20 protein-coding genes are annotated in these 25917 nt (G+C 60.9%); 9 read left to right on the forward strand and 11 right to left on the reverse strand.

The window, feature by feature from the left end:
- Positions 1 to 218: 218 nt before the first annotated feature.
- Positions 219 to 3176 carry an autotransporter outer membrane beta-barrel domain-containing protein gene (locus AC07Y2_RS08030; RefSeq protein WP_103385786.1) on the reverse strand — a complete coding sequence of 986 codons (2958 nt, stop codon included), beginning with the start codon at positions 3174 to 3176 and terminating at the stop codon, positions 219 to 221.
- Between the two features lie 240 nt (positions 3177 to 3416).
- Here AC07Y2_RS08030 and AC07Y2_RS08035 point away from each other — a divergent pair, with 240 nt between their 5' ends.
- Positions 3417 to 4769: a HipA domain-containing protein gene (locus AC07Y2_RS08035; RefSeq protein ID WP_103385785.1), complete on the forward strand. Its 1353-nt coding sequence runs from the start codon at positions 3417 to 3419 to the stop codon at positions 4767 to 4769.
- A complete protein-coding gene (locus tag AC07Y2_RS08040) occupies positions 4766 to 5044 on the forward strand; it encodes a helix-turn-helix domain-containing protein (protein ID WP_064379753.1) in 279 nt (92 codons plus the stop codon). The genes AC07Y2_RS08035 and AC07Y2_RS08040 overlap by 4 nt, the downstream gene beginning before the upstream one ends.
- A gap of 30 nt (positions 5045 to 5074) precedes the next feature.
- Here the strand turns inward: AC07Y2_RS08040 and AC07Y2_RS08045 are convergent, their stop codons facing one another.
- Genes AC07Y2_RS08045 through AC07Y2_RS08055 form a run of 3 tightly spaced genes read right to left on the reverse strand, consistent with a single transcriptional unit; the run spans position 5075 to position 6839 of the window.
- Complete coding sequence (locus AC07Y2_RS08045) at positions 5075 to 5746, reverse strand: GNAT family N-acetyltransferase (RefSeq protein ID WP_103385784.1); 672 nt, start codon at positions 5744 to 5746, stop codon at positions 5075 to 5077.
- A 12-nt stretch (positions 5747 to 5758) separates the two neighbouring features.
- Positions 5759 to 6205, reverse strand: coding sequence for a GNAT family N-acetyltransferase (locus AC07Y2_RS08050; RefSeq protein WP_039765078.1), 447 nt, complete (start codon positions 6203 to 6205; stop codon positions 5759 to 5761).
- A gap of 10 nt (positions 6206 to 6215) precedes the next feature.
- Positions 6216 to 6839 (reverse strand): FMN-binding negative transcriptional regulator, encoded by a 624-nt coding sequence (locus tag AC07Y2_RS08055; RefSeq protein ID WP_039765080.1) that lies wholly within the window; start codon positions 6837 to 6839, stop codon positions 6216 to 6218.
- 92 nt (positions 6840 to 6931) lie between these two features.
- On the opposite strand from AC07Y2_RS08055, the gene pdxR reads away from it, so the two are divergent.
- Complete coding sequence (pdxR, locus tag AC07Y2_RS08060; RefSeq protein WP_103385783.1) at positions 6932 to 8500, forward strand: MocR-like pyridoxine biosynthesis transcription factor PdxR; 1569 nt, start codon at positions 6932 to 6934, stop codon at positions 8498 to 8500.
- On the opposite strand, the gene AC07Y2_RS08065 is transcribed toward pdxR, so the two are convergent.
- From AC07Y2_RS08065 to AC07Y2_RS08080, 4 genes are all read right to left on the reverse strand, one after another.
- Complete coding sequence (locus AC07Y2_RS08065; RefSeq protein WP_103385846.1) at positions 8482 to 13092, reverse strand: dermonecrotic toxin domain-containing protein; 4611 nt, start codon at positions 13090 to 13092, stop codon at positions 8482 to 8484. The genes pdxR and AC07Y2_RS08065 overlap by 19 nt on opposite strands.
- A 117-nt stretch (positions 13093 to 13209) precedes the next feature.
- On the reverse strand, positions 13210 to 14310 hold the full coding sequence (locus AC07Y2_RS08070) for a polyamine ABC transporter substrate-binding protein (RefSeq protein WP_103385782.1): 1101 nt from the start codon (positions 14308 to 14310) through the stop codon (positions 13210 to 13212).
- A complete protein-coding gene (locus AC07Y2_RS08075; protein WP_039765085.1) occupies positions 14307 to 15332 on the reverse strand; it encodes a histone deacetylase family protein in 1026 nt (341 codons plus the stop codon). The genes AC07Y2_RS08070 and AC07Y2_RS08075 overlap by 4 nt, the downstream gene beginning before the upstream one ends.
- A 132-nt stretch (positions 15333 to 15464) precedes the next feature.
- Positions 15465 to 16463 carry an AraC family transcriptional regulator gene (locus AC07Y2_RS08080; RefSeq protein WP_103385781.1) on the reverse strand — a complete coding sequence of 333 codons (999 nt, stop codon included), beginning with the start codon at positions 16461 to 16463 and terminating at the stop codon, positions 15465 to 15467.
- Positions 16464 to 16855: 392 nt separating this feature from the next.
- Between AC07Y2_RS08080 and AC07Y2_RS08085 the strand changes: the two genes are divergently transcribed.
- On the forward strand, positions 16856 to 17266 hold the full coding sequence (locus tag AC07Y2_RS08085; protein WP_103385780.1) for a hypothetical protein: 411 nt from the start codon (positions 16856 to 16858) through the stop codon (positions 17264 to 17266).
- Between the two features lie 163 nt (positions 17267 to 17429).
- Here the strand turns inward: AC07Y2_RS08085 and AC07Y2_RS08090 are convergent, their stop codons facing one another.
- The 3 genes from AC07Y2_RS08090 to aspA all read right to left on the reverse strand — a co-directional run bounded on the left by AC07Y2_RS08090 (position 17430) and on the right by aspA (position 21845).
- Positions 17430 to 18434: an asparaginase gene (locus AC07Y2_RS08090; protein ID WP_103385779.1), complete on the reverse strand. Its 1005-nt coding sequence runs from the start codon at positions 18432 to 18434 to the stop codon at positions 17430 to 17432.
- Between the two features lie 99 nt (positions 18435 to 18533).
- The gene (locus tag AC07Y2_RS08095) at positions 18534 to 19979 is read right to left on the reverse strand and encodes an alanine/glycine:cation symporter family protein (protein ID WP_039765093.1); all 1446 of its coding nucleotides are present in this window, start codon (positions 19977 to 19979) and stop codon (positions 18534 to 18536) included.
- A gap of 441 nt (positions 19980 to 20420) precedes the next feature.
- Complete coding sequence (aspA, locus tag AC07Y2_RS08100; protein ID WP_039765095.1) at positions 20421 to 21845, reverse strand: aspartate ammonia-lyase; 1425 nt, start codon at positions 21843 to 21845, stop codon at positions 20421 to 20423.
- Positions 21846 to 22025: 180 nt separating this feature from the next.
- Here aspA and AC07Y2_RS08105 point away from each other — a divergent pair, with 180 nt between their 5' ends.
- The 5 genes from AC07Y2_RS08105 to AC07Y2_RS08125 all read left to right on the forward strand — a co-directional run bounded on the left by AC07Y2_RS08105 (position 22026) and on the right by AC07Y2_RS08125 (position 25743).
- A complete protein-coding gene (locus AC07Y2_RS08105) occupies positions 22026 to 22943 on the forward strand; it encodes a LysR substrate-binding domain-containing protein (protein WP_085667335.1) in 918 nt (305 codons plus the stop codon).
- 216 nt (positions 22944 to 23159) lie between these two features.
- Positions 23160 to 23651, forward strand: a complete 492-nt coding sequence (gene purE / locus AC07Y2_RS08110) for a 5-(carboxyamino)imidazole ribonucleotide mutase (protein WP_007954291.1) — start codon at positions 23160 to 23162, stop codon at positions 23649 to 23651.
- 10 nt (positions 23652 to 23661) lie between these two features.
- A complete protein-coding gene (locus AC07Y2_RS08115; RefSeq protein WP_011336621.1) occupies positions 23662 to 24744 on the forward strand; it encodes a 5-(carboxyamino)imidazole ribonucleotide synthase in 1083 nt (360 codons plus the stop codon).
- Between the two features lie 113 nt (positions 24745 to 24857).
- On the forward strand, positions 24858 to 25103 hold the full coding sequence (locus tag AC07Y2_RS08120; RefSeq protein WP_003229635.1) for a GlsB/YeaQ/YmgE family stress response membrane protein: 246 nt from the start codon (positions 24858 to 24860) through the stop codon (positions 25101 to 25103).
- Between the two features lie 103 nt (positions 25104 to 25206).
- A complete protein-coding gene (locus tag AC07Y2_RS08125) occupies positions 25207 to 25743 on the forward strand; it encodes a DUF3299 domain-containing protein (RefSeq protein ID WP_039765102.1) in 537 nt (178 codons plus the stop codon).
- The last annotated feature ends 174 nt before the right edge of the window (positions 25744 to 25917 follow it).

Consider the following 25917-nt stretch of genomic DNA (forward strand, 5'->3'; position numbering starts at 1 on the left):
TTTGCATTGGATGGGCATTCCGTTCGCCTCAGGTGAAATGAGGCCAAACTGTAAAAGTCGATGCCGGTGCGCCGATGCCGGGCAATTCCGAACCGTGTGCAGGCGATGACGTCTGCTTTTGTAGCCCGAGCGCTGGCAGGTAATGAACCCGCCATGATTACCCGATCGACCAGACGCCTTTACCTACAGCTCCCGCTGAAATCCGGATTGGCGAAATCTCAAAAACTCATCTGCCACTGCCCGATCAACCCGTGATTACGGCTGTTGCTGCCAATCTCGCCGCTGTATCCCAGCCCCAGCGTATGCCGCGCGGAAATGCCCAGATCCAGCCCTGCTTCCAGCACCAGACTGTCACGATCCAGTGAACTGCCATCGACGTTGAACGCCGTGCCACCCACGACGAAGGCCTGACGGGTCGAGCTGCTGACATCGCCATAGGTGTGCTTCCAGCCGGCGGCCATGCGCGGGGTGAGGCTCATGCCATTGTCCAGCGAGCTGAGGTGCGCCAGGCGTACACCGAAGGTGCTGCTGAAGTTGTCCTGGGTCTGGCTGTCGACCTGCAAGGCCGCCGCGCCACCCTTTTCCTGATAGCGCTCGCGGTGATAGCGCTGGTAGCCGAGGCTGGCGAACGGTTCGGCGCTCAGTCGGCCGCTGCCCATGGCATAGCCGAGTTCGGCGAAGGCTTGTTGGCTGTCGGCGTCGTAATCACCTTTGGGGCGATCGCTGAAACCATTGAACGCGATGGTGCGTTTGCTTTCGCCCTGATGGCCGCTGTAAGCCGCGCCGAGGCGCAGGGCCAGCGGGCCGTTTTGATGCAGCGCATAAACACCGGCGTGCCAGCTCTCGACATTGCCGTCGACACCGGTGGCGTCCAGGTCGGTCTTCGAATAGCCGCCGAGCACGCCCAGACGCCATTGCGGATTGAGTGCCCAGTCGGCACCCAGCACGCTGCCCTTGGTGCGCTGTTCCAGACCGCTGCTGCCGTGTTCGCCATCCAGCTTGCCGTAGCCGCCGATGGCCTGCAGCCAGAGCCGGCCCCGGGCGTTCGGATCATTCAGGTTTCGCGCTTCGGACGGTACGCCGTTGGCGGCGAGGATCGGTGTCTCACGCTGATCGAGGCCGACCATCAAGCCAGGACTGCCACCCATTTGCTGCATCGCCGAGAGCATGCTGCTGCCGACCTGGCTGCTGGCGCCGAGGGTGGCGCTGGTCAGGTTGGCATTGCTGGCGCCGGCCAGTTGCTCGATGGCCGCGCCAGCACTGTTTTGCGTGGTGTTGAGCAAGGCGTTGTACAGCGCGTTGTTCTTGCCGATCGAGGCCAGGCTGTTGGCGGCGTTGCTGCCGTTGCCGGTGGCGGCGAATTCATTGAACGCCACGTCATTGCGGGTGTAAGTCAGGTCGACCTGCGTTGGCGTGTAAGCGAGGGTCGGTGTGAGGAACGCGTAGTCGCTGGTGACCGCGCCGAACGTGCCGTTGACCCGCGCTGCCTGCAGCACCGTGTAATGGCTCTGCCACGGATAAGTGCCGCTGCCGGGATTGACCGCCAGCGTTGCGCCGTTGAGGTTGGCCGTGCCGCCGATCTGGACTGGCGCGCTGCTGCCATCGGCGTTGACGCCGTAGGCGAGGGTGGATGCGCTGCCCATGTTCAAGTCGTGCACGATGGTCGCGGTGCCGAGGCGGGTGTCGGTGCGCAACGTGCCATTCACGTTGAGGTTGCCCACCGAACCACCACCCGCATACACACCACCGGCGTCCACGGTCAGGTTGCCGGCGATACCGCCCTGGTTGATCAGCGTGGCGCCGTTGCGCACGGCACCGCCGTCGCTGAAGTCGCCGCTGCCGGTGAGCGTCCAGGCGCCTTGCTTGACTTCCAGCCATTCAAAGTTGCGGCTGGCACCGAAGCTGCCGCCGGCTGCGTCATCCATCACTACGCGGTCGTAACCGCTGCCGCCATCGACCACGCCGACAAAGCGGCTGCCGCTGCGCAGGGTCAGGCTGTCATTGCCACCACCCAGGTCCAGCGCCAGGCCGTTGCTGCCGCTGATCGTGCCGCCGTTGATCACGCTGTCGGCGAACTCTCCGACGAATTTCACGCCGAAGCCGTCGAGGCCCTGGATAGTGCCGTAGTTCTCCAGCGTGGTGGCCGCCAGCCCCGAACCGCCGCTGCCGTCATCCACCAGAATGGCGCTGTTGGCGCCGCTGATCAGTGCATCCTTGGCGTTGAGAATGTAACCGCCGCCCAGGGCGATGCCTTCACTGCCATTGGCGAAACCACCCTTGTCCACACCGCCGGCACCGACGCCCTGAATGGTGCCGTAGTTTTCGATGTGAGCGATGTTGTCGATGTCCACGCCGTCGCCGTCACCATTGGGTTGCAGCCCGGAATACGCGCCAGTGATGGTGCCGTGGTTGATCACCGTGCCGTCGCCATCGGAACCGAAACCGGAGCCGTTGCGCCCGGTGATCTGCCCGTAGTTGACCAGCGTCGCTCCCAGGTCAGTGGTGATGCCATGCCGCCCGCCGGAAATCACGCCGTAGTTGGTCACGCTGACGCCGGTCGCGGTGTCGATATCGATGCCGTCGAACTTCTGGTCGGCGTTGTGCGAGTCACCGGTGGAGATCTCGCCGTAGTTGCTGATGGTCGCATTGGCGCCGGTTTTCATGCCGTCGCTGGCGTCGCCACGAATCAGCCCGCCCGCGCGGTTGATGATCGTGGTTTTTACCCCGTCGCTGCGCAACGCATCCAGATCCAGGCCTTGGCCGGTGGTCGAGCGAATGGTGCCACTGTTGTCGATCAACAGGCTGCCGCTGACAAAGTTGCTGTCGATGCGAATCGCATCGTTGGAACCGAGAATCTGCCCGCCGCTGCGGTTGTAGATCGCGTAGTTGCGCGCCTGGGTCAGGTCGCCGCTGCTGTCGATGGCCCGTCCGCCGGTAGAAATGATCTTGCCTGCGTTATCGATGATCACACCGACGCCGCTGGTGCCGTCCTTCAGGCTCACAGCCTTGCCGCTGTTGGTGATGCTGCCCGGCGCCGAAATCGTCAGTGTGTCGCCGCCACCCAATGTCTGCGATGCCGTCGTGGCGGTGTCGATCTGCACGGTCTTGCCGTGGGCGGCGCTGGTGGCGATCAGCAGGGCAATGGCAAACGACAGGCGCTGGGGCGGGAAGGGCATGGGCAGAACGTCCTTTTTGTTATAAGCGGGGCGTCCTGTATAGCGGAGGGTTTTTACAGAATGATGTCCGTGGCGAACTCAGCGGCATCCGCATTATTTTGCGTTTATTTCGAGGTTTTATTTCTTAATCTGCACTTTATTGCAGATTAATGAATCTCTCTATCTTCTGAAATGCACTATATTGCACTTATAGTTCACCAAACGACCGCATTAATGCATTTAATTGCAGATGAGAGCCGCATGCACAACCTGACATTGCAGATATTCGACGCCGGCAAATGGCATGACGCGATGGTGTTGAGTTTCGACTCGCCCGAAAAAGGCTTCGAAAGCCGCTGCAGTTTTGGCTACGAGTCGGCGTATCTGGTCGAAAACATTGAGGCTATCGGCTCGCCTTTTTCCAAGGCCGTGAGTGCGCTGTTCCCACTTGATTGGGAAGGCCGGCGATCCATCACCCCTGCATTCGTGCATGACATCGCGCCGGCAGGCGCCGCTAAAAGGTTTCTTCTCGCACGTCTTGGGCAGGAGAAACCTGCAGGCATCAGTGCCGATCTTTACCTGCTCGGTCGCTGCACTCCGGCTCCGATCGGCAACATGCGGATAAAAGAGTCGGCCGAGGCTGTCGACGAGCGCAAGCCCATCGGGTTTCAGCGTCAGGAGGTCGTCAGCCGTGACCACCGCTTCCTTGAATATGCCTATGAAATGGGAGCTGCGATTGGTGGGGCGACTGGGGCCGGAGGTGAGGCTCCCAAGATTCTCCTGGCCGAGGATCATGCCGGTCTTTTGTACCCCGATGCCGTGCTGGATGATGAAAACGTCCATCAGCACTGGTTTGTGAAGTTCGCCCGGAATAAGGGAAGTCAAACCGATCAAGACATCCTGCGCAGCGAATTCCACTACTACCAGGCGCTTCAGGCACTGGGTATCGAAACCGTCGCGGCAGAAGGTCTGGCGTTAGAGGAGGCGAACAAACCCAGCTTGTGGATGCAGCGTTTTGATCGCCAGGTGACGAGCCGTGGGGTAGAGCGTTTTGCCGTGGAGTCGATTTACTCGTTGGCCGAAGTGACGACGCCGGGAAGCGCGATGAACCATATGGAAGTCATTCGCATGCTCGCCGAGCTCTGGCGCAATGCGGGGCAAGCGGATCAGATTCCGGCACTGGTGGCGGACTATTTACGTCGGGACCTGATCAACAAGATTCTTGGCAACTCGGATAACCACGGTCGCAATACCGCAATCATTCGTGACGAGGGCTCGTATCGTCTGGCCCCCATTTATGACCTGGCCCCCATGGTCATGGATGCCGAAGGTGTGACCCGCACGACCAAATGGCCAAAAGAGCTGGAGAGGGCGGGAGATGTCGATTGGCGAGGGGTTTGTCGCGCATTGGCGGATATTTCCGATCCGGATGACCCCTTGGCAGGGTTGTCCGACGCGCCGGAATCTTTCGAACGCCTGCGTGAAGATGCGCAGTGCCTGGCCGAGTTGCCGGACATTTTGAGCGCCAGCGGTTTGCCTGACCGGACAATGAATCATCCGGGCGTCCACCTGAAAAACCTGGAGCAACGATTGAAAGAGTGGGATCTGAAATGAGCATGACCGTCGCCGAGCGCACCGTGCTCATCGAAAGCATTCAAGAAGCGCTGGCTGAAGGAACCGTAGAAATCGGTGAAGCCGTTCGCCGTTTACGCGTGGAGGTGACCGGGCTGCATCAGACCCAGTTCGCAAAGATGTGCAAGATTTCGGTACGCACGCTGGTGCACATCGAACACGGCGAGGGTAATCAGACACTGAAATCCCTGAATGCCGTGTTCCGCCCGTTCGGGCTGAAAATGGGCGTGGTACGGGTTCGGCGAAACAACAGCTGAACCCGCAACCCGCTTAGTGTCGAGCAAGTTTCAAGCGCGGCACTCAACCAACCCTCTCACCTGCCCATCCGCCGTCTGATTCTCATCGCTCAACCAGCGTTCGAACCCCGCCGCAATCGCCGGCCATTCCGAGTCCAGAATCGAGTACCACGCGGTATCGCGGTTCTGGCCCTTGACCACCATGTGCTGGCGGAACACGCCTTCGAAGCTGAAGCCCAGGCGCTCGGCCGCGTATTTGGAGCGGGCGTTGCCGTTGTTGCATTTCCATTCCAGGCGGCGGTAGCCGAGAGCGAAGGATTCTTTGGCCAGCAGGTAGACCGCCTCGGTGCTTTTCGGCGAGCGCTGCATTGGGGCGCCGAAGGTGACGTGGCCGATTTCGATGCGGCCCTGAGCCGGAACGATCGACATCAGGCTGAGGATGCCTTGCACCTGGCCGCTGACGCGGTCGATGACGCTGAAGAAATACGGGTCGCTGTGGGCCGCGTGGTTGTTCAGCCAGTCATTGAAGACGCTGCGTTCCGGAAACGGCCCGTAGGGCAAGTAATCCCAGAGTTTCGGGTCGGCGCCGGGGCCTTGCAGGGCGTTGAACAGGTCGTCGCCGTGGCGCGCCGGGTCGAGCTTTTCGAGGCGGATGAAGCGGCCTTCGATCAGGGTGGTGGAGGGCGGCGGCACACCTTTCCAGTCGGCGAGGGAAGTCGTCATGCATGTGGCTCCTTAAATGGCTTTGCGAAACTGGATGAAACCCGGGCGCTCGGCGATGCGCTCGTAGAGCTGGATCGCCGTGGCGTTGGTTTCGTGGGTCAGCCAGTGCACCTTGCAGCAACGATCGGCCTTGGCCGTGGCGTAGACATGTTCGATCAGCAGGCGACCGACGCCGGTGCCACGGGTTTGCGGCTCCACCAGCAGGTCTTGCAGGTAGCAGGAGTTTTCGATGCTCCAGTTCGAACGATGGTAGATGAAATGCACCATGCCCACCGCTTTGCCGTCGGCCCAGGCGAGGGCGGCGTGGGTCGGTTCGTTCGGGTCGAGAAAGCGCTGCCAGGTGCTTTGGCTGACGGCGTCCGGCAATTCCGTGTTGTAGAAGCGCAGGTAGGCCTGCCACAGCGGCAGCCAGGCGGCGTGATCGGCGGCGCTGACCGGACGGATGTCGATCTGACTCATGGTGATTTCCTTAACGCATCAAGTGAGCGAGGGTTTGATCGTTGATGTCGGGGCTGGCAGCCAGGCCTTCGCGCACGCCGGCGATGTCTTCGGCGCTGCGGTTCTGGCTGAGCTTGCGCTTGCCTTCGAGGCGGTCGATCGGAATGGCGAACCCGACGATGGCCTTGAGCATGCCGTCGATGTAATCGGCCGGGGCATCGTCAACCGACCAGGGCTGGGCGCGGCCGGCCTCATGGCGATTGGTGAGGGTGCTGACGATGTCCAGCAGGCGACCACCGTCGCTGAAGGTTTCGGCGTGACCGTAGGCGTGCACGGCGACGTAGTTCCAGGTCGGCACGACTTTGCCGTGCTCGGCCTTGCTCGGGTAAAAGCCCGGGCTGACGTAGGCATCGGCACCGGGGAAAATCAGCAGGGCCTCGGCGCCGTCGCGCAGGTCTTTCCACTGCGGATTGGCCTTGGCCAGATGCCCGTACAGCGTACCGTTCGGACCTTGTTCACGATGCAGCAGCACCGGCACATGACTGGCCTGCAAGCCTTGTTCGCCGTGGGTCACCAGAATGGCGAGGCGGGTGGCGAGGATCAGTTCGTGGAGTTGGGACAGGTCATCGATGGCAAAGGCGCGGGGTGTGTACATGGAGAAAATTTCCTTGGCGAATGCCTGCATCGTAGGCAGGCTATTGGTCTGTTGTAAGAGCCATTGATGACCAATTTCATAGGTCCATTGTCATGCCCGATTCGACCACGCTGTCGCTGCCGTTCAACCCTGCCGGTATCGAACTCGACCGCCGCAAAGGCTTGAGCCGCCAGCTCTACCAGGCCTTGCGCCTGCGGGTACTCGACGGGCGCCTGGCCAGCGGCACGCGGTTGCCGGCGAGCCGCGATCTGGCGGCAGCACTGGCGATTTCCCGCAACAGCGTGGTGCGTGCCTACGATCAGTTGTATGCCGAAGGCTTTATCGAAGGGCGGGTCGGGGACGGCACTTACGTGGCGCAATTACCGCAATCGCTGGCGCCCGCGAAAAAACTATCCACAAAAGTATCCACAGGGTTTTCAACAGGCTTACCCACAGCCTTATCCACAATTTCGGCCAATTCCACTGGGAATTTATCCAGCAAAGTTATCCACAGCCGTGCGTTGCAGCGGCTTGAGCAGAACCATTTACCGACGCCACCGAGCGGTCCGCCGCGAGCATTCCGGGTCGGTGTTCCGGCCTTCGATCTGTTCCCTTTCGACGTCTGGGCCAAGCTGAACGCGGCGTTCTGGCGCAAACCCGATTTGCAGCAACTGTGTTACGGCGATCCGGCAGGCGATGCGCGCCTGCGCGGTCTGATTGCCGCTTATTTGCGCAGTTCGCGGGGTATGCAGTGCTCGGCTGAGCAAATTGTGATCACCAGTGGCGCGCAACAGGGAATCAGCCTTTGTGCACAGTTGCTGGTGGAGCCGGGCGCCGGGGTGGGTATCGAGAATCCCGGCTACCGCGCAGCCGGTCATGCCTTTGCGCTGGCCGGTGGTCGATTGCAAGGTATTGCCGTGGACGAAGAGGGTATCGACTGCGCGGCACTGGCGGCCGTCGAAGATTGCCGGGTGGCTTATGTCACGCCGTCTCATCAGTACCCGACGGGGGTGGTGATGAGTCTGGCGCGACGTCTGGAACTGCTGGCCTGGGCCGAGCGCACCGGCGGCTGGATCGTCGAGGACGACTACGACGGCGAGTATCGCTACACCGGCGCGCCCTTGGCCCCGCTGGCTGCGCTCGACCGCCAGGGTCGCGTGTTGTACGTCGGCACTTTCGGCAAAGTTGCGTTCCCGGCGCTGCGCCTGGGGTATCTGGTGTTGCCGCCGGGACTGGTGGAAGCCTTTGCGCAGCGGCGGGCGGTGGATGTCCGGCATTCCGAAGTGAGCACTCAAGCGGTGATGGCCGAGTTCATGGCAGCCGGGCATTTCCAGCGGCACATCCGACGGATGCGCCGGGCAGCGCTGAGCCGGCGCAACACGTTGATCAACGGTTGGCCGCAAGGCCTGGCGGGTGTCGGCGCACTGCCGGCGGTGTCGGCCGGGCTGCATCTCACCGTGGCGGTCGACAGCGTGGCCCGCGAACAACAACTGATCGAACAGGCCGCCAGCGTGGAGGTGGAGATCCATGGCCTGAGCAAATACTGGCTGCCGGATTCGACGACGCCGCTCGATCAGCGTGCCGGCCTGGTGCTGGGTTTTGCGGCGGTGCCGGAGCCGGCGATCGAGTCGGCTCTGGTCCGTTTGCATGAAGTGTGGCGCCGTTATTCGTCTTTCGGTTGAGGCTCCGGCTCCGGCTGTGGTTTGAGGAATAGATCGCGTACCTGCGGATCGACAATACGCCGTAGTGCATTATCGACGGCATCGAAGGTGCTCAGTGTCTGACGGGATTTTTCATCGAGCGTCTGCAGATAGGCATCGGCCGGTTTCAGATGGGCGATGGTGTACTGCTCATCGGCATCCTTGAGCTGGTCGTAGTGGAAATGCGCCACCCACAACGGCTTGTCCGCCCGGGACTTGTCGAGAATTCGATACTCCTGGAAGTAGTCTCCGCGATGGCGGGTGCGAATACGACCGCGTGGATCCTTGCTGACCTTGAGCTGCCCATGGTCGTGCAGCCAAAGGAAGTAGGCTTCCCGAGGTTTGCGTTGTTTAAGCATGGCCGCATAGGCCGCAATACCTTCAGCGTGGGTGCGGGTGGCAGCTTCGCGCAGATCGCCGCTCAACGAAGTGACGGGCCACGGATCCTTTTTCGCGTTTTTTCTGCGGATGATCGCTTCGTCGACATCGCTGGCCGCTTTTTTGAGGCGTTCGACCTGCTGCTCGAACATGTCGCGGATGTCTGCGGGAATACGCCCTGGCCGCCTGGCGTCCTCGCGGGTCTTGCGGTTGAAACGGTCGATGTCTGCTGCAAGCTGCATGGCTGATGAAATAAGGTCTTCGTCATCCGCAGGCGCTTTCGGTTCGGGCCGTTGGGTGGAAAATTTGACGAATGCGGTCTCGCTGTCGGCGTCGCCTTCCGGGGCGGTCGAAGCCTGTTCGTCCACCTCAGGGCGTGGACGACTCTTGGTGATTTTCACTTTGGACTGCGATGTGGACGGCTGCGGCCGGGACTTGACGGGCGTCGGTCGCTCTTGCGGTTCGGGCAACTCCGTGGTCAGGCGCTCGCGGGCGACCGCACAGAATTCGCCGATCAGTTCGCGGATCCTGTCGAGCCTTGCCTGGACGAACTGACCGGGGTGCTCGGCGGGCAGCTGTTCGACGCGTTCTCCGAGACTGGCGAACAGGTCGTTCCATCGCGACAAACGTTCGATACGTGCCGGCTGCCCATCCGCCGCCACCTCTGTTTTGCTCAGCAGGCTCAACTCATGAGCAGCGTCGGCAGCGGTGGCCGTAATGATCCCGATCGCGACGCGGGCTTCATTCATGGCGGCCCCCGGTTGCTCCACGACACAGCGTTCGTAGGACATGCCGATTTCATTGGCTTTCAGGTCCAGCGGGGTGAAGTCCGGCAGTAGAAGCTCCAGCTTCTCTGCCACCTTCCGGGCCTTGCTCGAATGGCCGCTCAAGACTTGCAGTGAGTGATCCAGCGTCTCCAGGTTGACAATCATTTGATCGCTCAACGCGGTGGCGACGGTGGCGATCTCGATCTGTTGCTTGCGCGGTAGCGGTGTCCGGTGGTTCACACTGTCGACGAATATCTGTGTGGTTTTGGCGTAGATCCGCATCTTCACCCGCAGCCAGGAGCCAAAGCAGCGATGCTGACCCAGGGTCAGCGTCATCAGTTTGGCCTGATGCAGTGAACCGCCGCCTCCTGACTGGCGCCAGAGTTCGAGTTGGGCCAGGGCCTGGGTGTAGTCGTTGCCCAGGTTCGTGGCCCTGTCCAGATAAGTGGAAGCAGCGCGTTCAAATCCGGCCTCGCTGGTATCTTTTGGAAGGGATACCAGCGCTTGCAGAAGTCGTGTTTTTTCCTGGGTTTCACGCGCTTCGAATTGCTCCAGCTTGGTCCAGGCGGCGTCCATCGTCTGCTTTTTGGAGCGACGGAAGGCCTCGATCCGGCTTTTCGGCATGCCCCCGCGCAAGCGCAACTTCGGATCCCAGTGCCATTGTCCGGTTGTCTCGTCATATTTCACGGCCATGCCGATATGCAGCGGATCGACCGGATCGACAAGGTGCACCGGCTCGTCTTTTTCGGCGCTGACCTGGAACCAGCGCGTGCCGACCTGGACGCAGGTCTTGCCCTTCAGGGTGTACAGATGAGTGTGCGGCGAGGGTTGTTTGCCGATCAAGTCAGGTTTGGGGATCTGGAACCGGTCGAGCATCTTGATGAAGCGTGTGCTGTTGTCCGGTCGCAGCAGTGCCCCCTGTTCGATTTGAGTGAGATGTGCGGCAGGCACTTCTCCGATAAGGGGTGTTGGATCGAGTGTGACGGATGGCGTGGCCTCTTCCGGGGCGGGTTCTGTTTTCTGCGCAGGCAATCGGACGGCTTCGTCCTGCTGTTTCAGGCGCGGCAGCCACGAATGATTGCGTCGCGCCACGACGTGCTGGGTCAGGATGATGCCGAGCGTCAGCAGCACATCGCCGGTGGATTTCCACGCCACCACAGTGTCGTCACGTTCATGGGCATCGATCGCCTGCTGGATCTGCGTGATGGTCTGCCAGACCCAGACGGCGGTGCCCGCTGCGCCGCTCATGAAATTCGCGGCGACATTGAAGGCTGCCCAGCCACTGTCCGTCAGAAGCGCCCAGCGCCGCTCACTGTTGGACTGTGACTGGCGGTTCGCAAGTTCAACCAGCGCCTGACTGTTTGCCGCGTACAGCGACGCGAGAATGTCCCCGTGGAGTGGTGCGTTCTCCAGTTCGATCGGACCGGTCAGGTCGAGGTGCATGAAGGGTTCGGTGCCCAGTTGGGTGATGATCCATGGCGAGGGCAGACCGACCGGGAAGGCGTACTGCGAGTACTCGAAGCTCCGCGCCGCGTTGTCCAGCCAGGCCAGTACCGAGCTGCGCAATTCGCCATCCTGATAAAGCGCATACATAAGGTTCTGCAAAGACGCGAACTGCATCAATGGCGTGTCCAGCAGCGGACGGTATAGCAGGCAAGGTCCCTGGGTGTGTACGCGCGGGCAAATGATGAACATGTTGGTGACTACGTCCGAACGCCGGCTCAAACGGCGGCGAGGGACAAACGCCAGAGGACGGATGGTGACCGGATGTTCGGGTGTCGGCAGTTTGCGGGTGATGGCATCCATCAATTGGCAGACATACGCATAACCGCGTTCATCGACGCCGCCCTGCTGTTTGAGTTTGCACTCCAGCGCCAGCAGCGGCAGAAGCGTCGGCAATTGGCGCAGGTAGCGGGTCTTTTGCGCAGCCGAACGGATCGGGTCATCAATCAACGCGCGTTTGATCACTTGCGGGTAGTGACCGCCGATGTCGACCTTTTGCGCGATGCCGCTCAGAAAATCCACAGTCAGCCAGGCAGGCACGGCCCGGCCATTGTCGAAGGCGATTGTGGCTTGATAGGGCGGAGCGTTTTGCAGGGCGAATTCGCCCAGGGTTTCGTGAGTCCGGTCAAACGGGTTGGGCAGCGTGAAGCCGCCGGTTTCGAAGCTGTGGGTGACGGTGATGCGCAAGTGTTCAAAAGGCAGGTCGGCAGCTCCGGTGGCGCTTTTGTCGGCGATGATCGCTTCGCGCATCCGGCGTTCGGCATAGGGTTCGATCAGCGGGATGTCGTCTTCCTTGAACACGCCATTCTCGGATTCGTTGCGCAAGGTTCCGAGCTCGGCAATGTAGCGACTGTAGTCTTGCAGATCATCAGCAGAGCCGGCTTGCAACCAGTCGGGAATGACCTCTTCCAGTTTGTCGAGACGGGCTCGCTCGAGCGAACTGAAACGTGCACGGCTTTGTCGCGCGGAACCGGCGCGGGCACTGATTGACGGGCTGGCGGGATCCAGCGCCTCGATGGCTTCGAGCTGATTGCTGATCAGCGCTTGTGCCACGGCATCGAAAATATTCCCTTCAGGTTCGATCAGGCGCCATTTCAGTGAGCGACCGGCCAGCTCCGGGGCGATCCGCTGCGGGAGCGTTTCACCCAGCTCGGTCAGTGAATCGAATGACTCATAGCCATCGGCAACGGTGTACATCAAGACGCGTTGCCGCTGTTTGACGGTCGCGGTCAGCACCAGCGCGCCGGCGATGATCAGGTGTGTGCTGTCGTCGCCTTCGACCAGGTCGATATCCATCAGGCAGGCCTTGAGCCCGACGTAATCGCTGTTCACGCCCGATCGTCCGGCCCGGTCCGGGTGCTGCGCGACAAATCGTGCCAGTGCGCAATCGTCGGCGCCCCAGCCGCTGGCCGTCTGCACATTCGCAGCCGAACACACAAGATCGGACAGCTCTTGCCAGCGTGGCCGGCTGCCGGGCGATTCGTTCCAGTAATCAAGCTGGCGCTGCTGGTATTCGAGGAACAGAAACGGGGCGTGATCGTTCATCAGCGAAGTGATGTCGTCCATGCTCACCGGCAGGAGAATCGGCGGGACGGCTTCGGGTGATCGGGTCAGGAAGTGCTCCCCGTCAAGATAATCAGCCTTGGTCTTGTGCAGGCAGTGCTGGATAAAGGCGTGAGTCAGGGACTCGTAGGCGAAGGCTCTGGAGGGGCTCTGCAAGGGATCGGATTCGCGCAGGGGCGTCGCAAGCAGGGTTCGATCCGGATCGATGTGTTGCTCGGGATGGTTTTTGCTCAGCGCTTCGCGCAATAACGCCGAGGCGACCTGATGCAGCGAGTAACCCTGGCCGATCAGTTCAGCCAGCAGGCTCTGTTTCAACAAGGGAGGGGAAACACTGGGTACAGTGATGGCGGTAGATTCTGTCATGGTCATGTCCATGGGAAAAATCCGGACACTAGAACCTCGGTCGCGATGCAGTGGGGTACATAAATCTTGCAGGCAAAAAAAGACCCGCGAAGGCGGGTCTTGTCGGGTCATTGCGCTTCAAGTACCGGACTTGATCCTGGTCCATGCGCGGGTGCGAGCCCGTTCCGCATCGCGGGGCAGCGGTTGCAGGGTGTAGAGCGTATTCATCGCCGCATCGGTCGGGTACAGATTCGGATTGTTGCGAATTGCCGGATCGACCTGCGCGGTAGCGTCCTTGTTCGGGTTCGGATAGCCGACAAAATCGCTGACCGGCGCAATCACCTGCGGTTGCAGCAGGTAGTTGATGAAGGTGTAGGCGTCCTGGGGATTCTTCGCGCCTTTCGGGATCGCGAGCATGTCGAACCAGATCGGCGCCCCTTCCTTCGGCAGGCGCATGTCGACCACCACGCCGTTTTTCGCTTCCCTGGCGCGGTTGGCGGCTTGCGAGAAGCTGCCTGAATAACCGACCGCGACGCAGATGTCACCGTTGGCGATATCGGCCATGTACTTGGACGAATGGAAGTAGGTCACATATGGACGGATCTTCATCAGCAGCGCTTCAGCCTTGGCGTAGTCCGCCGGGTTCTTGCTATTGGGATCCAGGCCAAGGTGTTGCAGGGCCAGCGGCAGGATCTCCGAAGGCGAATCGAGCAGGGCCACGCCGCACTGCTTGAGCTTGCTGATGTTCTCTTCCTTGAAAATCAGGTCCCAGCTGTCCACTGGCGCGCTGTCACCCAGCGCTGCCTTGACCTTGGCCGGGTTGAAGCCGATCAGGATGGTGCCGTACATGTACGGCACGGCGAACTGGTTGCCCGGGTCGTTGGCCTCGATCAGCTTCATCAGTTTCGGGTCGAGGTGGTTCCAGTTCGGCAACTGGCTGCGATCCAGCGGTTGGAACACCCCGGCCTCGATTTGCTTGGCGAGGAACACGTTGGACGGGACCACCACGTCATAGCCGGAGTTGCCGGTCAGCAGCTTGGCCTCCAGCGCTTCGTTGGTGTCGAAGATGTCGTAGACCAGTTTGGTCTGGCTGTTCTGCGCCTTGAAATCTTCCAGTGCCTTGGGGGTGATGTAGTCGAACCAGTTGTAGACGCGCAGGGTGCGTTCATCCGCGTGTGCGGCGCCGCTCAGCAGCGCCGCGCACAACGCTGGCGCGATGAGGTGCTTGATTCTGCTCATTGTTCGAAACCTTCGAGCACGTTCACCGCGTTGATGCCGATTTCTTCCACCGCGTAGCCACCTTCCATGACGAACAGGGTCGGTTTGCCGAGGGCCGCGATGCGTTTGCCCATCGCCAGGTAATCCGGACTGTCGAGCTTGAACTGGGAGATCGGGTCGTCCTTGAAGGTGTCGACGCCCAGCGACACGACGATGATGTCGGCGCCGTAGTTGTCGATCTGCTGGCAGGCCTGATCCAGTGCCGCACTCCAGACATCCCAGCCAGAACCGGCCGGCAGTGGATAGTTGAAGTTGAAGCCTTCACCGGCGCCTTCGCCGCGTTCATCCTCGTAGCCGAGGAAGAACGGGAATTCCGCTTCCGGGTGGCCGTGGATCGAGGTGAACAGCACGTCGCTGCGCTCGTAGAAAATCGATTGGGTGCCGTTGCCGTGGTGATAGTCGACGTCGAGGATCGCAACCTTCTTGTGGCCCTGATCGAGGAACGCCTGCGCAGCGATGGCGGCGTTGTTGAGGTAGCAATAACCGCCCATCAAATCGCCGGCGGCGTGGTGTCCCGGTGGACGGCACAGGGCGAAGGCCCCCCGCGCGCCACGCTGGATTTCCGCTTGTGCGGTCAGCGCCACCTGCGCCGCGCTGTACGCCGCTTGCCAGGTGCCGGCGGTGATCGGTGCGCCGCCGTCGAAGCTGTAATAGCCGAGCTGGCCGTGCAGGCTGGTCGGTTTGACCTGACGCAGGGTCCGCGCCGGCCAGGTGTAAGGCAGCAAGTCGCCGTCGGTGTTGAATTCGGTCCAGCGCGCCCAGGCACCTTTGAAGAAGTCGAGGTAGTCGCGGCTGTGAATGCGCTCGATCGGCCCGAGGCCGAAATCCTTCGGCGCCTCGACCGGGCCGAGGTTTTGGTTTTTCACCCGTTGCAGCACGTGGTCGGCGCGCGACGGCATCTCGAAGCAAGGCTTGAGTTGCCCGTCGATCAATTCGCAGCGGCCGTGGTGCAGGTGGTGATCGTCAGAGTAGATCGTCAGCATTTGTTGTTCTCCGCAGGGGCTGATTCGGTTGGCTCCAGTGTTGCGGCGCGGAGCGAATCGGAGAACGGCCAGAGAGGCCAAAAGGGGATCGATGTGGCCAAAAATACTGACCTGATATCGCCCCTCGACGGTTTAACCGTGTGGTCGGAACTGACTCGGCGCCACGCCGCTCCAGCGCACGAAGGCATGGCGGAAGCTCGCGGTCTCGCTGAAGCCCAGGGTTTCGGCGATGCGGTAGATCGGCAACTGATCCTCGCAAAGCATCTGCTTGGCCCGCTCGAAACGCAGTTCGTCGAGCAGCTCCTGGTAGCTGCAACCCATGTCCTTCAGATGCCGGCGCAAGGTACGCGGCGAGCAGTTCATCTGCTGCGCCAAACCTTCCAGCCCCGGTGCGGCGTTGAGCTGAGCGCTGAGCAACTGGCGGATTCGCCCCAGCCACGCCTGACGGCCGGTGAACTCGGTGTTCTGCTTGCGGCAGCGCTCGGCCATGGCCTGGTGGGTGATGATGTCAGCCAGCGGCAGCGGCTGATCGAGCCAGCGCCGGTCGAAGGCGAAGGCATTGTCCTTGGCGCCAAAGTGCAGCGGCGCCTTGAAGAGTTCGGCGTAGCTGTCGCGATAGTCTGGCGCGGAGTGTTCGAAGCGGGCAGCCAGCAATGGCAACGGATGGCCGAGCAGGTCATCGCAGATGACTTTCAGCGACACCAGGCAGAACTCGGCATTGAACACCGCCATCGCCGGGCTCTCGCGATAATCGGCGGCGACGAACCAGACGCGCTCGCCGTCGTCTTCCAGGCTCAGCTCGAAAAGTGTTCCCAGCAGCGCCGGATACCGGATCGCCAGGCGCAAAGCGTCACCGAAGGTGGCACAGGTCAGCAGCGCGTAACCGAGGATGCCGTAGCAGGAAACGTGCATGCGCCGGCCCAGTTCCAGACCGATGTCATGCTTGAGCGCGACTGCATTGGCGCAGACCTGCATCTCCTGGTTGGTGGTGATGCGAGTGTCGGCCCGGCTCAGATCCGCCGCGCTGATGCCGCTGCCGGCCAGCAGCGCTTCGCTGGACAGGCCCTGATCCCTGAAGGTGTTGAGCACCAGGGAGACAGCGTTGAGGGTGGTGAGGTGGGAGTGGAGCATGGGGCAATCCGGGCTGAAAAGAACTGTATTAGTGCAAGTTGCGTGCCGGGCAATTTGGGTTTGGCGAGAGCGCCGGATGATAGTTGGTTTAAGTTTTTTACGTGGAGTTTTAATATTTCGTAAATGTTCACAGCGGAAATATTCTGAGTTGTTGGATTAAAAATATAAAGTCAGAGCTGGGGGCTTCAATTTACATGCTTGATTGTGAGCTAACCACTGTCAGAAATTACAGGTCGGATCTATAAATACGACCGCTTGTCGGTTAATTTAAATTCTCGAATTCTATTTGACATGAATTTTTTTGACTTCTATTGTGAAAGTTGTCGCCCCGCCCGAAGTCAGCAGTTGGAATGCGACCATTTTTGATTCGCTGGAAAGCAAAGGAGATTGAAATGAGCAAGAAAGCAGACTTTGACGACATCATTGCCAATAAATTTAAAGGTTTGAAAAATGGTCCGGCCGAGGGGAGCATGAAGGTAAGGATTAATGGTCTGGAAAAAGTATTTAGTACGACTAAGGGTTCCATCACGGAGAGCAATATCTCGATCTATTACAAGTATGAAGACATAAAGATCAATATTTTCTGTAAGAAGGAATATGGTGTAGAAATACCATTTAGTACCGACGGTGACGCCGCTCTGCAATTTATAACGCCTGACAGTATTCGGTATCCAAGTGAAGGCGGTGTGACGCTATATGAGGGTACAGAACCTAATTCTTATCAAGGGGTTTTTCATGCGAAAATTGCGGAGGGATCGATAAGCCTGGATGAAGGGGTTTTTGATGTAGTATTCCTTCGATGAGTAGCATGGAAAGCTGGGTACTTTTGGAGTGTGATCAGAAGGGTAACTTCAAACTCACGCTAGGAGGATTTGCATTTACGTAAGATTGATTGTTTTAAAACCTTCCTGCAGAAGTTCTGCAGGAAGGTCAATTGATGTTAAAAAATTGTATTTACAGCCCTGATCAGATGAGTTCGCCGCACAGATCGAGTTCGACCAGTCGCCGCACTTCAGCTGTCTCAAGACTCGCACCAAGCAATCCGTTCAACTTGCCGAACGCTGCCTCGCGAGTCATCCCGCCACCAGACAACACGCCAACACCACGCAAGCGGCTGCCCGCTTCGTAGACATCCAGCTCCACGCCGCCTTCATGGCACTGCGTGACCGCAACCACGACCACGCCGTTGTCCCGCGCCCGGCCGAGGCTGGCGAGGAATTGCGGGTTATCGCTCGGCCCGGTGCCGCTGCCGTAGCATTCCAGCACCAGACCCTGAATGCCGTTGTCGAGCAGGCCGTCGATGATCTCGGCGCCAATGCCTGGGAACAGCGGCAACACCGCAACCTTGGCCAGTTGCTTCGGTTGGTTGTAGTTCAGCGCGGCCGGCAAGGAAGTGGCTTTCACGCCGCCGCCCTGACGCTCCAGGCGTTTGAACGGATGACGGCCGAAGCTGCGCACTTTCGCGCAGCGGGTCGGGGCCAGCAGTTCGCCGTGGAAATACAGATGCACGCCCGGCGCCAGGCCGTGGCCGAGGGCGACCAGTGCGCCGCTGAGGTTTTCCCAGGCGTCGCTGTCGGTGACGCCGGCCGGCAGCATCGAACCGGTGAAGCACACGCGGGCATGCAGGCCGAGCAATTGGAAGCTCATGGCGGCGGCGCTGTAGGCCAGGGTGTCGGTGCCGTGCAGGATCAGTACGCTGTCGCAGCCTTGCACATCGACGGCGTCGACCACCGCTTCTCGCAGTTGCTGCCAGTAGGCCGGGGTCATGTTGGCGCTGTCGATCAGCGGCGACATCTCGCGAAAGCGCCACTGCGGCACCACCAGCTCTGGCTGGCTGTGCAGGTAATCGCGCATCCGCGCTTCGAAACCGGACGCCGGGGCCAGGCCATTGGCGCTGGCCTGCATGCCGATGGTGCCACCGGTGTACAGCACCATGACGTGCTGGGCGGCAGGGTAGGTCGAGGAATTCATGGGGAGTTCTCCTGAACGAGGACAGCATGCGGTCGAGCATGACGCCGACCGCTGCTTGTGTCACGCCGGGCGCAAGACCTGCGCCCGGTTTTTACCCGATCAGCGTTGCGCTGCGGGGATGCCTTGCGGCTGAGCGTTGGCCTGAGTGTCGGCCGTCGGATTAGCCGGCCAGGCTTTCAGATCCAGATCCAGGTCGCTGAACTTGCTGGAGTCGAATACCGGCTGGTCGACGCCGGCACGGCGCTGCGCGTCGTAGTCGCGCATCACGCGCATGCCGACCTTGAACAGCAGGGCCAGGGCCATCAGGTTGACGAAGGCCAGGCAGGTCATGGTGATGTCGGCGAAGGCGAACACGGTCGACAGATCCTGCATCGAACCCCAGACCACCAGCGCCAGCACCAGACCGCGGAACGTCATCAGCGCAGCGCGGTTGCGGGTGAGGAACTGCAGGCTGTTTTCGCCCAGGTAGTAGTTGTAGAGGATGCACGTGAAGACGAACAGCGACAGTGCGACGCTGACGAACATGCGGCCCCAGTCACCGACCACGGCGGCCAGCGAGTTCTGGGTCAGGACGATGCCGTCACCCTCGAAGCCCGGGGTGTAGAAGCCCGACAGCAGGATCAGCAGCGCGGTGCAGGTGCAGATCACGAAGGTGTCGAGGAACACGCTGAACGCCTGAACCACGCCCTGAGCGCCCGGGTGCTTCACGGCCGCCACGGCGGCGACGTTCGGCGCACTGCCCAGGCCCGCTTCGTTGGCGAACACGCCACGTTTCACGCCCATCACGATCGCGCTGCCGAGCAGGCCGCCGAAAGCCGGGTCGAGACCGAAGGCGCTTTTGAAGATGGTCACCAGCATGGCTGGCACGTGTTCGATCTGGGTGCCGATCACGTACAGGGTCACGCCGATGTAGGCCAGGGTCTTGATCGGAACCAGCAGGTCGGACACCGAAGCAATACGCTTGATGCCACCGATGAAGGTAATGGCCAGCAGCACCGCCAGGACGATGCCGGTGTGTTGCGGGTCGAAGGCAAAAGCGTTCTGCAGCGAGTGGGTCACGGTGTAGGACTGCAGGCCGATGAAGGCGAAGCCGTAAGTGACCAGCAGCAGGATCGAGAACACCACCGCCATGCCTTTGAGCTTCAGGCCGTGCTGGATGTAGTAAGCCGGGCCGCCACGGTACAAACCGTCGCCATCGGCGCGCTTGTAGACCTGGGCCAGCGTACATTCGAAGAAGCTGCTGGACATGCCGACCAGTGCGGTCACCCACATCCAGAACACCGCACCCGGACCACCCAGGGTTACGGCGATGCCGACACCGGCGATGTTGCCTGCACCGACGCGGCCGGCGAGGCTGAGCATCAGGGCCTGAAACGAGCTGAGTTGCCCGGCGCTGCCCTTGAGGCTGTCGCGGAACACCGCGAACATGTGGAAGAAGTGGCGCAATTGAACGAAACGCGAGCGAATCGTGAAGTAGCTACCGAGCCCGACAATGAGCACGATCAGTACTTTCCCTGAGAGGAAGTCGTTGATGACTTCGAGCATGGATTTTTCCTCGCTGTTTATTGTTTAAGCAAATGCTGGATGGTCCGAAACATCGCGTTACACCGGTGTGCGCGCGGCACAACGGGCGAGGCGAGGGTTCGTCCCGGATCCATATCGCGGGTTTGTTATTAGTTCGGGTTTCGCATGGGTTATGGCCTCGTTACCGACGACCGCTCACGCGAAGAGGGGCGGCACTATACCGATCAGTGCGGCGCCCGTCTGCACGGTTGTGGTGCAAGCGACGAAACGAAGCTTTGAAACACCCGACGTTACCGGCGTCGGGCTTGTCTGGGAGCCGGTTTGCAGCCAGCTTCCATACATACGGTTCTCAGGTTCAAACAGTTAAAAAAAAGGGCTCGGGGAATCATCCCCAAGCCCTCAAAAGGTGAGAGGTGTCTAGTCCCTCGACCTGGTGAGCGGTGCTACAAGTCACGCGTCGGCTCAGGCTTTGAGCGGAACCAGACGCGGAGCAATCATGTTTTCCGGGCGCAGGATGTCGGCGAGCATGGCTTCGTCGAGCAGACCTTCTTCGCGCACCAGTTCCAGCACGCCGCGGCCGCTTTCAAGGGCGATACGGGCGATGCGGGTGGCGTTTTTGTAGCCGATGTACGGGTTCAGTGCAGTGACCAGACCGATCGAGTGTTCGACCAGTTCGCGGCAGCGCGCTTCGTTGGCGGTGATGCCGACGATGCAGTGCTCGCGCAGCATGTCCATGGCGCGTTGCAGCAGGCGGATCGAGTCGAGGATCTTGAAGGCGATCAGCGGCTCCATCACGTTCAGTTGCAGTTGGCCGCCTTCGGCTGCCATGGTCAGCGCCAGATCGTTACCGATGACCTGGAATGCCACCTGGTTCACGGCTTCCGGGATCACCGGGTTGACCTTGCCTGGCATGATCGAGCTGCCTGGCTGACGCGCCGGCAGGTTGATTTCGTTAATGCCGGTGCGAGGGCCGCTGGACAGCAGGCGCAGGTCGTTGCAGATCTTCGACAGCTTGACCGCGGTGCGCTTGAGCATGCCGGAGAACAGTACGAAGGCGCCCATGTCGGAAGTGGCTTCGATCAGGTCGGCGGCTGGAACCAGCGGTTGACCGCTGATCAGCGCCAGACGCTGTACGGCCAGGGCCTGGTAGCGCGGGTCGGCGTTGATGCCGGTGCCGATCGCGGTGCCGCCCAGGTTCACTTCGGTCAGCAGTTCCGGTGCCAGCGTCTTCAGACGGGCCAGGTCTTCGCCCATGGTGGTGGCGAAAGCACGGAATTCCTGACCCAGGGTCATCGGCACGGCGTCTTGCAGCTGGGTACGACCCATCTTCAGGACGTGGTTGAATTCTTCACCCTTGGCCGCGAACGCCTGAATCAGGCTGTCGAGGCTGGCCAGCAGTGCGTCGTGACCCAGCAGCAGACCCAGGCGGATCGCGGTCGGGTAGGCGTCGTTGGTCGACTGCGCCATGTTCACGTCGTCGTTCGGGTGCAGGTACTGGTATTCGCCTTTCTGGTGACCCATCGCTTCAAGAGCAATGTTGGCGATCACTTCGTTGGCGTTCATGTTGGTGGAGGTACCGGCGCCACCTTGAATCATGTCGACCACGAACTCTTCGTGGAAATCGCCGCGGATCAGACGGGCACAGGCTTCGCTGATGGCAGCGTGCTTGGCTTCGCTCAGGTGACCCAGCTCGCGGTTGGCGTCAGCAGCGGCCTGTTTGACCATTGCCAGACCGACAACCAGCTTCGGGTAGTGCGAAATCGGAACGCCCGAGAGACGGAAGTTGTTCACCGCTCGCAGGGTCTGGATGCCGTAATACGCTTGAGCAGGGACTTCGAGGGTGCCAAGCAGGTCGTTTTCTGTGCGGAATGATGCAGCGGAGGACATGATAGAAATCATCTCGATAGGGACCCGGTCTGTGCCGGAACGCTGCGAATGCTAGGCTTGTGGGAATTTTTGGGCCAATGCTGTTAAACACTGCCCTATGCACATTCGGCATAATGCCCGTGTGACGCCGCGTGCGCGGCAGACGTGTGACCTGTTTTGGTGCGTGTCCGGGAGGACGTGATGAATCTGGAAAGCAAATGGCTCGAGGACTTCAGTGCTCTGGCCGCCACCCGCAGCTTCTCGCAGGCGGCCGAACGGCGCTTCGTGACCCAGCCGGCCTTCAGCCGGCGGATCCGCAGCCTGGAAGCGGCGCTCGGGCTGACGCTGGTCAACCGCTCGCGCACGCCGATCGAGCTGACGGCGGCGGGGCAATTGTTCCTGGTAACCGCGCGCACCGTGGTCGAACAGCTCGGTGAAGTGCTGCGCCACCTTCATCACTTGGAAGGCGGGCAGGGCGAAGTGATCCAGGTCGCAGCGGCGCACTCGCTGGCACTCGGTTTCTTCCCGCGCTGGATTGCGCAACTGCGCAATGAAGGCCTGAACATCGCCACCCGGCTGGTCGCGACCAACGTCGGCGACGCGGTGCACGCGCTGCGTGAAGGTGGCTGCGATCTGATGCTGGCGTTCTACGACCCGGACGCGGCGATGCAGATGGACCCGGAAATCTTCCCGTCGCTGCACCTGGGCCAGACCGAGATGCTGCCGGTGTGTGCGGCGGATGCCAATGGCAAACCGCTGTTCGATCTGGAAGGCGAGGGCAGTGTGCCGTTGCTGGCGTACAGCGCCGGGGCGTTTCTCGGGCGCTCGGTGAATGGCTTGCTGCGCCAGCGTCAGCTGCGCTTCACCACGATTTATGAAACCGCCATGGCCGACAGCCTGAAAAGCATGGCGCTGGAAGGCCTTGGTATCGCCTGGGTTCCGCAACTGAGCGTGCGGGCCGAACTGGCCCGGGGCGAACTGGTGGTCTGCGGCGGTGCGCAATGGCATGTGCCGCTGGAGATTCGCCTGTACCGCTGCGCGCTGGTGCGCAAGGCCAATGTGCGGTTGTTGTGGCGCAAGCTTGAAGGCGGGGCGGCGCAAGGTCCGGCCGGTGCGTGAAACATGTCCCGGTCACTGACCTTCGAGTCAATAAAACCGGGCTTTTGCGGCAGATGACAGATGGTCGCAACGGGGGCTGTTTATTGCTTTCTTTGCGGTATACTGCGCGGCCTTCGGCCGGTTCGTCCGGCCATTTTTCCTACAACAAGCCACGCATCCTGCGTGGCTTGTTGTTTTTGACGCGCCTGCGGGCGCCCAGAGAGAAGAGGCGCGACGATGAGTGCACTGGTTGGCGTGATCATGGGCTCCAAGTCCGATTGGTCCACCCTTAGCCACACCGCCGATATGCTGGAAAAGCTCGGCATCCCGTACGAGGTCAAGGTGGTTTCCGCCCACCGCACCCCGGATCTGCTGTTCCAGTACGCCGAAGAGGCTGAAGGCCGCGGCATCGAGGTGATTATCGCCGGTGCCGGTGGCGCAGCCCACCTGCCAGGCATGTGTGCGGCCAAGACCCACCTGCCGGTGCTGGGCGTGCCGGTGCAGTCGGCGATGCTTTCGGGCGTCGACTCGCTGCTGTCGATCGTGCAGATGCCGGCCGGTATTCCGGTCGCCACCCTGGCCATCGGCAAGGCCGGTGCGATCAACGCAGCCCTGTTGTCGGCGAGCATCCTGGGCGCCAAGCATCCACAATTCCACGCGGTACTGAAAACCTTCCGTGCCGAGCAGACAGACAGCGTCCTGGACAATCCAGACCCACGTATTGCCTGAGGTTGTTGAGATGAAGATCGGTGTAATCGGTGGCGGCCAGTTGGGTCGCATGTTGGCTCTGGCGGGCACTCCGCTGGGCATGAACTTCGCTTTCCTCGACCCTGCGCCGGACGCGTGCGCCGCTGCGCTGGGCGAACACCTGCGGGCCGATTACGGCGATCAGGATCATCTGCGCCAGTTGGCCGATGAAGTCGACCTGGTGACCTTCGAGTTCGAAAGCGTTCCGGCTGAAACCGTGGCGTTTCTTTCGCAATTCGTGCCGGTCTACCCGAGCGCCGAAGCCCTGCGCATCGCTCGCGACCGCTGGTTCGAAAAGAGCATGTTCAAGGACCTGGGGATTCCGACCCCGGCGTTCGCCGACATTCAGTCGCAAGCCGACCTGGACGCCGCCGTCGCGTCGATCGGCCTGCCGGCCGTGCTGAAAACCCGCACTCTGGGTTACGACGGCAAGGGTCAGAAAGTCCTGCGCAAGCCGGAAGACGTGGTCGGTACCTTCGCCGAACTGGGCAGCGTGCCTTGCCTGCTGGAAGGCTTCGTGCCATTCACCGGCGAAGTGTCGCTGATCGCCGTGCGCGCCCGCGATGGCGAGACGAAATTCTATCCACTGGTGCACAACACCCACGACAGCGGCATTCTCAAGCTGTCGGTCGCCAGCTCCGATCACCCGCTGCAGGCCCTGGCCGAAGACTATTCCAGCCGCGTACTCAAGCAGCTGGATTATGTCGGTGTGATGGCGTTCGAGTTCTTTGAAGTCGACGGTGGCCTCAAGGCCAACGAAATCGCCCCGCGCGTGCACAACTCCGGGCACTGGACCACCGAAGGCGCCGAGTGCAGCCAGTTCGAAAACCACCTGCGGGCCGTTGCCGGTCTGCCGCTGGGCTCGACCGCCAAGGTCGGCGAGAGCGCGATGCTCAACTTCATCGGTGTGGTGCCACCGGTCGAGAAGGTCATCGCCATCGACGATTGCCACCTGCATCACTACGGCAAGGCCTTCAAGGCCGGGCGCAAGGTCGGTCACGCCAACCTGCGCTGCAAGGACAAGGCGACCCTCGAGCAGCAGATCCTCAAGGTCGAAGCGCTGATCGCCGAGTAACGACAGTTTCATCTGGCAACGGCGGAACCATTGCGGGGCCGCCGTTCTCTGATGGCAGGATGCGAAAGTCTGGCTAGGCTTCATCGCATATCTACCATTCAGAGGGAAATGCCATGGGAATTATCGGAACCATCTTTATCGGCCTCATCGTCGGCCTGCTGGCGCGGTTCCTGAAACCGGGCGATGACAGCATGGGCTGGATCATGACCATCCTGCTCGGTATCGGCGGTTCGCTGGCAGCCACCTACGGCGGCCAGGCCCTGGGCATCTATCAGGCCGGTCAGGGCGCAGGTTTCATCGGTGCGCTGGTTGGCGCCATCGTATTGCTGGTGATCTACGGCCTGATCAAAAAGAACTGATTCAAAGCGACAAAGTCCTCTCCGCCAATCCGGCGGGGAGGGCTAAAATGCTCGGCGATTCAGCGTCCCCTCCCTTTTCGAGCATCCTTTACCGAGCACCTTCATGCGCCGTCTTCTGTTGACTCTCCTTTTGCTGGGCAGCGGTATGGCCCACGCCGGCGAACTGCCGGAAACCGACTGGCTGGAACTGATGCCCAAGTCGGACCAGAAAGCCCTCGAGGCCATGCCTGAAATCGACCACAACTCCCCGGAAGCCACCGGCACCTTCACCCAGAAAGGCGGGATGAAGCAGGCCAAAGGTTTGCCGGCGGTGATGTATTCGACCAAGACCGTGGCGTCGATGAATGACAAACACATCCGCATCGGCGGTTATCCGGTGCCGCTGGAATCCGACGCCAAGGGTCGCAGCACGCTGTTCTTCCTGGTGCCGTACCCGGGCGCCTGCATCCATGTGCCGCCACCGCCACCGAATCAACTGGTGCTGGTGCGCTATCCGAAGGGTTTGAAGCTGGACGATATCTACACGCCGTTATGGGTGACCGGCACGCTGAAGATCGAAAAGGTCAGCAATGACCTGGCCGATGCGGCGTATGCGCTGGAAGCGGACAAGGTGCGGGTGGTGCAGGAATCTGATCTGTAATAGTCACTCCAAAACAACTGTGGGAGCGAGCCTGCTTGCGAAAGCGGTGTATCAGACACTTGAAGGGTGGCTGACATAACGCATTCGCGAGCAGGCTCGCTTGTATGTTTAGACTTGAAGGGGTGGGCGGGACTAAAAGCTCGATTCCGACTCTAGCCAGTACGGACCGTGGGA

Source organism: Pseudomonas sp. GW456-12-1-14-TSB6, from assembly GCF_059424205.1.

Coding starts and splice junctions, on each gene's coding strand:
- AC07Y2_RS08030 (WP_103385786.1), bottom strand. CDS start 3,176: ATGCCCTTCCCGCCCCAGCGCCTGTCGTTTGCCATTGCCCTGCTGATC.
- AC07Y2_RS08035 (WP_103385785.1), top strand. CDS start 3,417: ATGCACAACCTGACATTGCAGATATTCGACGCCGGCAAATGGCATGAC.
- AC07Y2_RS08040 (WP_064379753.1), top strand. CDS start 4,766: ATGAGCATGACCGTCGCCGAGCGCACCGTGCTCATCGAAAGCATTCAA.
- AC07Y2_RS08045 (WP_103385784.1), bottom strand. CDS start 5,746: ATGACGACTTCCCTCGCCGACTGGAAAGGTGTGCCGCCGCCCTCCACC.
- AC07Y2_RS08050 (WP_039765078.1), bottom strand. CDS start 6,205: ATGAGTCAGATCGACATCCGTCCGGTCAGCGCCGCCGATCACGCCGCC.
- AC07Y2_RS08055 (WP_039765080.1), bottom strand. CDS start 6,839: ATGTACACACCCCGCGCCTTTGCCATCGATGACCTGTCCCAACTCCAC.
- pdxR (WP_103385783.1), top strand. CDS start 6,932: ATGCCCGATTCGACCACGCTGTCGCTGCCGTTCAACCCTGCCGGTATC.
- AC07Y2_RS08065 (WP_103385846.1), bottom strand. CDS start 13,092: ATGACAGAATCTACCGCCATCACTGTACCCAGTGTTTCCCCTCCCTTG.
- AC07Y2_RS08070 (WP_103385782.1), bottom strand. CDS start 14,310: ATGAGCAGAATCAAGCACCTCATCGCGCCAGCGTTGTGCGCGGCGCTG.
- AC07Y2_RS08075 (WP_039765085.1), bottom strand. CDS start 15,332: ATGCTGACGATCTACTCTGACGATCACCACCTGCACCACGGCCGCTGC.
- AC07Y2_RS08080 (WP_103385781.1), bottom strand. CDS start 16,463: ATGCTCCACTCCCACCTCACCACCCTCAACGCTGTCTCCCTGGTGCTC.
- AC07Y2_RS08085 (WP_103385780.1), top strand. CDS start 16,856: ATGAGCAAGAAAGCAGACTTTGACGACATCATTGCCAATAAATTTAAA.
- AC07Y2_RS08090 (WP_103385779.1), bottom strand. CDS start 18,434: ATGAATTCCTCGACCTACCCTGCCGCCCAGCACGTCATGGTGCTGTAC.
- AC07Y2_RS08095 (WP_039765093.1), bottom strand. CDS start 19,979: ATGCTCGAAGTCATCAACGACTTCCTCTCAGGGAAAGTACTGATCGTG.
- aspA (WP_039765095.1), bottom strand. CDS start 21,845: ATGTCCTCCGCTGCATCATTCCGCACAGAAAACGACCTGCTTGGCACC.
- AC07Y2_RS08105 (WP_085667335.1), top strand. CDS start 22,026: ATGAATCTGGAAAGCAAATGGCTCGAGGACTTCAGTGCTCTGGCCGCC.
- purE (WP_007954291.1), top strand. CDS start 23,160: ATGAGTGCACTGGTTGGCGTGATCATGGGCTCCAAGTCCGATTGGTCC.
- AC07Y2_RS08115 (WP_011336621.1), top strand. CDS start 23,662: ATGAAGATCGGTGTAATCGGTGGCGGCCAGTTGGGTCGCATGTTGGCT.
- AC07Y2_RS08120 (WP_003229635.1), top strand. CDS start 24,858: ATGGGAATTATCGGAACCATCTTTATCGGCCTCATCGTCGGCCTGCTG.
- AC07Y2_RS08125 (WP_039765102.1), top strand. CDS start 25,207: ATGCGCCGTCTTCTGTTGACTCTCCTTTTGCTGGGCAGCGGTATGGCC.